Here is a 6,341-nt window from a genome sequence, read left to right as displayed (position 1 = left end):
CAACCATTGCCCGCGGGGTTGCCATCGGAGATGAGTTGGAATATGCTGACGAGGTTACCCTGGGCCGTTCACTGGTGGACCGGCAGCCCTTTGAAAAAAATACCCTTTAAATTTGAACAAAACAGATAAACTAATCAATGGACAAATCAATCAATCAAATCAAAATCATCTTCTGGTCTTTATTCAGTATTATGGTAATTATGCTGATTATTGCTTATTTCACCATTAAAGCCACCGGCCCTTTAATGGACTGGACCCTTTCACAAAGGGAAAACCTGAAATCCATTATCCTGATTCTATCTTTAGGTGGAATTCCGGCCAGTTATTTTTTTCATTCAAAAAAAGTGAAGCATATACTTTCAGAGTTGCCGATGCAAACTAAGATCAATCAGTTCAAAATAAGCTTCCTGATAAAGATTGTCACACTGGAAGCTTTGGCCGTTTTAGGAATCCTTAGCTTCATGATTACCGCCGACAACACTTTTCTCTATATTTTTTCGTTACTGTTTGTAGCCTATCTTATAAACCGGCCAACAAAAAACAGCATTATAGAAGAGATAGAAGCCAATACCCCGGAAGAAACCAACGAATTATGAAAAAAAACAATCTCTATGATTATCGCAGTTGATTTTGACGGAACCATTGTTGAACATCGATATCCCTTAATCGGAAAAGAAAAACTTTTTGCTTTTGAGACACTCAAAGCTCTTCAAAAGCAAGGACATTTACTGATATTGTGGACTTTCAGATCAGGAAAAGAATTAGATGAAGCGGTGGACTTTTGCAAAAAACACGATTTAGAGTTTTACGCCGTCAACCGGAGTTTTCCGGAAGAGGAGTTTGACCCTACAATAAGCAGAAAGATCAATGCCGATCTGTTTATTGATGACAGAAATATTGGAGGGTTTCCCGGATGGGGCGAAATATATCAAATGTTGAGTCAGGATGTATCAGAGCAGGAACGTAACCTGTTCTTATCCAGATACCGGAAATCGGAAAAGAATACATTCTGCGGATTCATAAAATCCTTGTTCTGCCGGGATTAAATCCGGCTTGCCTGTTTTGCGAAATCTGAATATTTATGTCGATACCCATCTCCATCATTACCGTCACTTACCACGCAACCCCATTGGAGCATCTTTATCTCTGGTCGCTGGCAGCATCAGGGCTGAAACATTCGGAAATTATTCTTATTGACAATGCAGGGCAGGATTCATTTGTAGATAAACTCCAACAAGACTACCCTTTCATTAAAGTAGTCCACAACAAAGAAAATGAAGGATTTGGAAGAGCCTGCAACAGAGGCTTTGCCATGGCCCGCGGCGATATTGCCCTGTTTCTAAATCCGGATACGATTGTTCCGGAAGACTTTGAAGAACAAATTCTTTCGTTTTTTAAAACCCACCCAAATTGCGGGGCCATGGGAGTAAAAATGGTGGATGGCTGCGGATGTTATTTGCCGGAATCCAAAAGAAACTTTCCCACACCGGCAGCCTCTCTTCTTAGATTCTCCGGGCTGCACCGACTGTTTACATCCAACGCTCAAAAACACCAATACTACGCCCGCAAGGTTCCCAACGCCCAACCAGCAAAGGTTCCCGTTTTATCGGGTGCATTTATGGCTGTCAGTCGTAAAGCGATGGAAGCAACGGACGGATTCGACCCGGGATTTTTCATGTACGCTGAAGACATTGATCTTTCTGTCAGAATTTCAAAAGCAGGAATGGAGGTATGGTACAATCCGGCGATCACTGCAATTCATTTCAAAGGAGAAACAACCCGGCGATGTGCTAAATTCCCCTCACTGTTTTACGATTCGATGGTGACCTTTTACAAAAAATACTATTCAGGCAAACACTCTGCACTTACCTTACTTACCATCTCATCATTTATCCAACTTTTAAAATTCTTCTCCCGGATTAAACAGAACCTCCGAAATGCTTTTCCACAGAAACCGCGCAACAGTTGTGTAATTCATCCTGATACTTCCGCGGAAATCATCAAGAAACTTGAAAAATCCGGATTTTTCGCACGCATTTCAACATCAATGAAAAAGCAATCTCATTTATTACTCTCATCAAAAGAATATACTCCCACCAGACTCATTGCTTTTTTAACAACAAAACCAAACAGAAGAATTAATATCCTGCTGCTCCACGAAGAGAGCGGAATCCTTTATGAATTGAACGATAAAAAAGATTTTGTCAGGATCCTGAAGTAATCAAGCGTCAAGAAAAAACGTTTTTTCATCACCAAAAAGTCAGCGTTAAAAAAACTCTTACTCAGAGTACTTCCCTCTAAAAACAAAATTTCGTATTTTGACCCGTTGAAATATAAAATACCGCTATCATGTTGATAAAAATTCGCCTCTTGGCTATCATAATATTTCTTACTATTGTAAGTTTCTTCAATGAAGTAACAGCACAATCTCCACGAAAACTAATCCGGGAAGCCAACCAATTAATTGAAGTGGGTTTTTATCCGGATGCTGTTAAAATCCTTGCCCCACTGGTACAGGAGGAAAACCCTGAAGCTATGCTCTTAACAGGATTCAGCCTTTTAGCCAATGATGAGGAATTATCCGCCACTATTGATATCCTGGAAAAAGCAGCAGCATTATATCCTCTGAAAAAGAACACCAGCAACCAGGCGCTGGAAGCCCATTTTTATCTGGGCCAGGCCTACAGACTTGACGGTCAGGCCAAAAAGGCATGTGAAAAGTTCAATCAAATCAAAAAGCACAGCGAAAATCCTGAATTCATTGCAGATGTTGAACAGGAAGTAACTTACTGTGAGAATTACCTAAAATTAAAAGAACATCCCGTGGATAAAAAAATTGAACATCTGGGGGAGATTGTCAACAGTCCCTACGAAGATCACAGTCCCATTGTTCTTTATGATGAATCCACCATTTATTTTACTTCCACACGCCCCATTGACAGCCTTAATATGGAAGGCCCCTTTTTCGAAAACATCTTTGTGAGTCATTGGCGTAACCAACAATGGACCAAACCCAAAGTTCTTGAGATTCCGGGCTACCAGGGCACCAACAGAGCTACCGTTGGGCTTACTCCTGATGGACAAGGCCTGATATTTTTCGAAAATTACGGAATGGTAGGCCTGCTCTTCATTACCTACAAAACTTTTGAGGGATGGACCGAACCTGAACAATTGCCTGCCCCTATAAATTCAGGTTTCAATGAAACACATGCTTCCTTCACCCCTGACGGAAATACCATTTTCTTCTCCAGTGAAAGACCCGGAGGTCTGGGGGGAAAGGATATTTATTCTTCCAAAAAACTTCCCGACGGCACCTGGGGGAAACCAATTAATGCAGGAGAAGCAATTAACACCTCTCTGAATGAGGAAAGTCCCTTTATTCACCCAGATGGGAAAACGCTCTATTTCTCATCAACAGGTCACAATTCCATGGGCGGATATGATGTTTTTAAGAGCACTCTAAACGAAAATGAAGAGTGGGGCACTCCCATAAATATCGGTTATCCGATCAATACCCCCACCGACGATTTGTTTTACCTCCCTACCCCAAACGGGCAACGGGTCTATTACTCCTCACAACAAGAAAAAGGAATGGGACAGTCCGATCTTTTTATTCTCCACTTCCCTTCCTCTAATGAGCGTAGTATGGCGGTTGTATCCTCACACATCTTCAACAGCAACAACCAACCCGCGGAGGATGCCGTTATCAGCGTTAAAAACCTCAACACCAATCAAACGATAGGAACATTCAGAACCAATCCGCAGACCGGAAAATTTGTCGTCATTATTCCTACAGCACAGGAATATCAACTTACCATTAAAAATGAAGGACATAAAGAATATTCCAAAACGTTTAACCTAAATGCCAAAGACGATTACAAATCAGTGAACAGGGCCATCTACCTCCCTGCCATTACTCTGGAGAGTGCTCCGGAAAATGAGTAATCTGCATTCATCATTTTTGGGGATCCGGCGACGTTAAGTTATTTTTGCCGGCATAAATTACCGGAACATGATCAGAAATGACAAAATAATTCTCAGAGCCCTCGAACCGGCCGATGCAGATTTGCTATACCAATGGGAAAACCAGATGGAACTCTGGTCTGTAAGCAACACGCTTACGCCGTTTAGCCGTCACCAAATCATCACTTACATCAATCAGATATCGCTGGATATTTATCAAACCAAGCAGTTGCGACTGATGATTGATGTCCCCAAAGAGCATCATCAGGAAAGCATTGGAATGATAGATTTGTTTGATTTTGACCCATACCATTCCCGCGGAGGAATCGGAGTTATGATTTACAAGCCCGAAAGAGGAAAAGGACATGCCAGAGAGGCTGTAGCATTATTTTCTGAGTATGCTTTCTCACACCTTGGGCTCCACCAGCTTTTTTGTGACATCTCAGAAGACAACCAAGCCAGCATAAAGTTATTTGAAAGCCTGGATTTTCAAATGATTGGAAGAAAAAAAGAATGGCTTAAAACCCCTTCGGGCTTCAAAGATGAACTGATGTATCAGAAAATTGCACCCTAATAAACAAAGATTACAACTCTTCAAAAGCAGGAAACTCCGACAGTGCCTCAAAATCTCCCGTTTCCGTATCTGTCTGAATACAATAATGCTTCTGCCCGTTGGTAAGCACCAGGAAGGGCACTTTCAGTGTTGTATTGTAGCGGGCAGCTTGTGCCATTGTCTTTGAATCAACCGATACTCCCGGGGCTTTACATTCCACCACCATTGCAGGAGAGCCGCGCCGGTTGTACAGAAGAATATCACACCTTTGCGAAAGCCCATGTACTTTTAACATTTTCTCCACTCCGGTCAGGGCTTTTGGGTAATTCAACTGATCAGCCATAAAGCGCAAAAAGTTTTGCCTGACCCACTCCTCCGGAGTCAGGGCAACAAATTTCCCTCTCACCTCATCAAAAATAAACTTTTTGCCCTTCTCTTCCTTGTACCTGAAAATGTATTCCGGCAAATTTAACTTCTCCATAATGCAAAAATAAGAGTTTTGAATCAGGCTATACGAAAATTAAATTATATTCGTAAAAAAACCGTAAACCAACTAAAAAATGAAGACCAAAAATGAGATTGTTGAAAACTGGCTTCCGAGATATACCGGTCGCCCCTAAAAAGAATTTACAAAGCACATAATTCTTACCAATTTTAACCATTATGTAGAGTTGTTTTCGAAATGGCATAATGTTCCCATCGTAGGCGAAGATCACAACATGCCCAACTGTAGTGCCGATGGCATCACTATCCTCAATTTTGGTATGGGAAGCCCCAACGCGGCAACTATCATGGATTTGTTAAGTGCTGTAAACCCGCAGGCGGTATTGTTTCTTGGAAAATGCGGAGGACTCAAAAGAAAAAACACCCTGGGCGATTTGATTCTCCCCATTGCAGCCATTCGCAGCGATGGTACCTCCAATGATTATCTCCCCCCGGAAATACCGGCACTTCCCGCCTTTAGTCTGCAAAGAGCTGTCTCTACCACTATTCGCGATTACGGACGCGATTACTACACCGGAACTGTTTTCACAACCAATAAACGTGTTTGGGAATACGACGAACGATTTAAAAAATACCTTGCAAAAACACGGGCCATGGCCATTGATATGGAGTCGGCCACCATTTTCACGGTAGGCTTTGCCAACTCAATTCCTACAGGAGCCTTGTTGCTGGTATCAGACCAGCCAATGATTTCAACCGGAATAAAAACCGATGCAAGCGACAAGAAAGTTACCAAAGAGTTTGTTAATGAACATCTGCAAATCGGCATAGACTCTCTGAAAGAGATCATCAACAACGGAAAGTCGGTAAAACACTTGAAATTTGACACTTGATGTTTGCTTTGAGGCGACAATAGTAATAAAGTCAGTGGGGAGTATGGTTGCACGCAATGAAGCTGCTTCACAGACACCTTTCGGGAAAGCAATCTCTATAATCCCACGGTTAGTAGTGATTTTAAATCCTTAAATGGGTTTGCCCTGACTCAATTACAAAAGCGTTAAAATTAATCAGGTTAAAATTTTAACTTTGTCAATTCAACGTATCGATTTATGACATTCGAACAAATAGTAACACAAATAAAACAGGGAAACTTCGCCCAGATATACTTTTTATCGGGCGAAGAACCGTGGTATGCCGATTACATCACCGATTATATCGCCAAAAACGCCCTCAAGGAGGAGGATAAAGCGTTTAACCAATACATCTTTTATGGTTCCGACCTCAACATGGTGGATATCGTGGAAGCCTCGCGCCGCTATCCAATGATGGCTCCGAAACAAGTGGTCATTGTTAAAGAAGCGCAGAACATAAAAGACATCAA

The 6,341-nt window shown here is 41.8% G+C and carries 7 protein-coding genes and 2 pseudogenes; 8 read left to right on the top strand and 1 reads right to left on the bottom strand.

The window, feature by feature from the left end; translation table 11 throughout:
- Nucleotides 1–5 precede the first annotated feature (5 nt).
- The 6 genes from QZZ43_RS19620 to QZZ43_RS12340 all read left to right on the top strand — a co-directional run bounded on the left by QZZ43_RS19620 (nucleotide 6) and on the right by QZZ43_RS12340 (nucleotide 4,537).
- Nucleotides 6–110 carry a hypothetical protein gene (locus tag QZZ43_RS19620; protein WP_367221548.1) on the top strand — a complete coding sequence of 35 codons (105 nt, stop codon included), beginning with the start codon at nucleotides 6–8 and terminating at the stop codon, nucleotides 108–110.
- A gap of 27 nt (nucleotides 111–137) precedes the next feature.
- Nucleotides 138–596: a hypothetical protein gene (locus tag QZZ43_RS12360; RefSeq protein ID WP_291859735.1), complete on the top strand. Its 459-nt coding sequence runs from the start codon at nucleotides 138–140 to the stop codon at nucleotides 594–596.
- A gap of 15 nt (nucleotides 597–611) precedes the next feature.
- Entirely contained in the window at nucleotides 612–1,046 is a 435-nt protein-coding gene (locus tag QZZ43_RS12355; protein WP_291859732.1) for a BT0820 family HAD-type phosphatase, read from the top strand.
- Between the two features lie 35 nt (nucleotides 1,047–1,081).
- Complete coding sequence (locus QZZ43_RS12350; protein ID WP_291859729.1) at nucleotides 1,082–2,221, top strand: glycosyltransferase family 2 protein; 1,140 nt, start codon at nucleotides 1,082–1,084, stop codon at nucleotides 2,219–2,221.
- A gap of 149 nt (nucleotides 2,222–2,370) precedes the next feature.
- A complete protein-coding gene (locus QZZ43_RS12345) occupies nucleotides 2,371–3,945 on the top strand; it encodes a hypothetical protein (RefSeq protein WP_291859726.1) in 1,575 nt (524 codons plus the stop codon).
- A gap of 67 nt (nucleotides 3,946–4,012) precedes the next feature.
- Nucleotides 4,013–4,537, top strand: coding sequence for a GNAT family N-acetyltransferase (locus QZZ43_RS12340; RefSeq protein ID WP_291859723.1), 525 nt, complete (start codon nucleotides 4,013–4,015; stop codon nucleotides 4,535–4,537).
- Nucleotides 4,538–4,547: 10 nt separating this feature from the next.
- Here the strand turns inward: QZZ43_RS12340 and QZZ43_RS12335 are convergent, their stop codons facing one another.
- Nucleotides 4,548–4,997 (bottom strand): type I restriction enzyme HsdR N-terminal domain-containing protein, encoded by a 450-nt coding sequence (locus QZZ43_RS12335; protein ID WP_291859720.1) that lies wholly within the window; start codon nucleotides 4,995–4,997, stop codon nucleotides 4,548–4,550.
- 151 nt (nucleotides 4,998–5,148) lie between these two features.
- Between QZZ43_RS12335 and QZZ43_RS12330 the strand changes: the two are divergent.
- Both QZZ43_RS12330 and QZZ43_RS12325 read left to right on the top strand, forming a co-directional pair.
- Nucleotides 5,149–5,853, top strand: a pseudogene (locus tag QZZ43_RS12330) (AMP nucleosidase); the annotation flags it as partial.
- A 216-nt stretch (nucleotides 5,854–6,069) separates the two neighbouring features.
- Nucleotides 6,070–6,341: pseudogene (locus QZZ43_RS12325) on the top strand (DNA polymerase III subunit delta); the annotation flags it as partial.

Origin of the sequence: Marinilabilia sp. (assembly GCF_016278715.1) — a bacterium.
Classification (GTDB): domain Bacteria; phylum Bacteroidota; class Bacteroidia; order Bacteroidales; family Marinilabiliaceae; genus Marinilabilia.
The sequence above is the reverse complement of the archived record's forward strand: the minus strand, read 5'-3'. Positions and strand labels throughout refer to the sequence as shown.

Bases quoted from the DNA above. Each gene is read 5' to 3' on its own strand.
- QZZ43_RS12360 (WP_291859735.1), top strand. From the start codon at position 138: ATGGACAAATCAATCAATCAAATCAAAATCATCTTCTGGTCTTTATTC.
- QZZ43_RS12355 (WP_291859732.1), top strand. From the start codon at position 612: ATGATTATCGCAGTTGATTTTGACGGAACCATTGTTGAACATCGATAT.
- QZZ43_RS12350 (WP_291859729.1), top strand. From the start codon at position 1,082: ATGTCGATACCCATCTCCATCATTACCGTCACTTACCACGCAACCCCA.
- QZZ43_RS12340 (WP_291859723.1), top strand. From the start codon at position 4,013: ATGATCAGAAATGACAAAATAATTCTCAGAGCCCTCGAACCGGCCGAT.
- QZZ43_RS12335 (WP_291859720.1), bottom strand. From the start codon at position 4,997: ATGGAGAAGTTAAATTTGCCGGAATACATTTTCAGGTACAAGGAAGAG.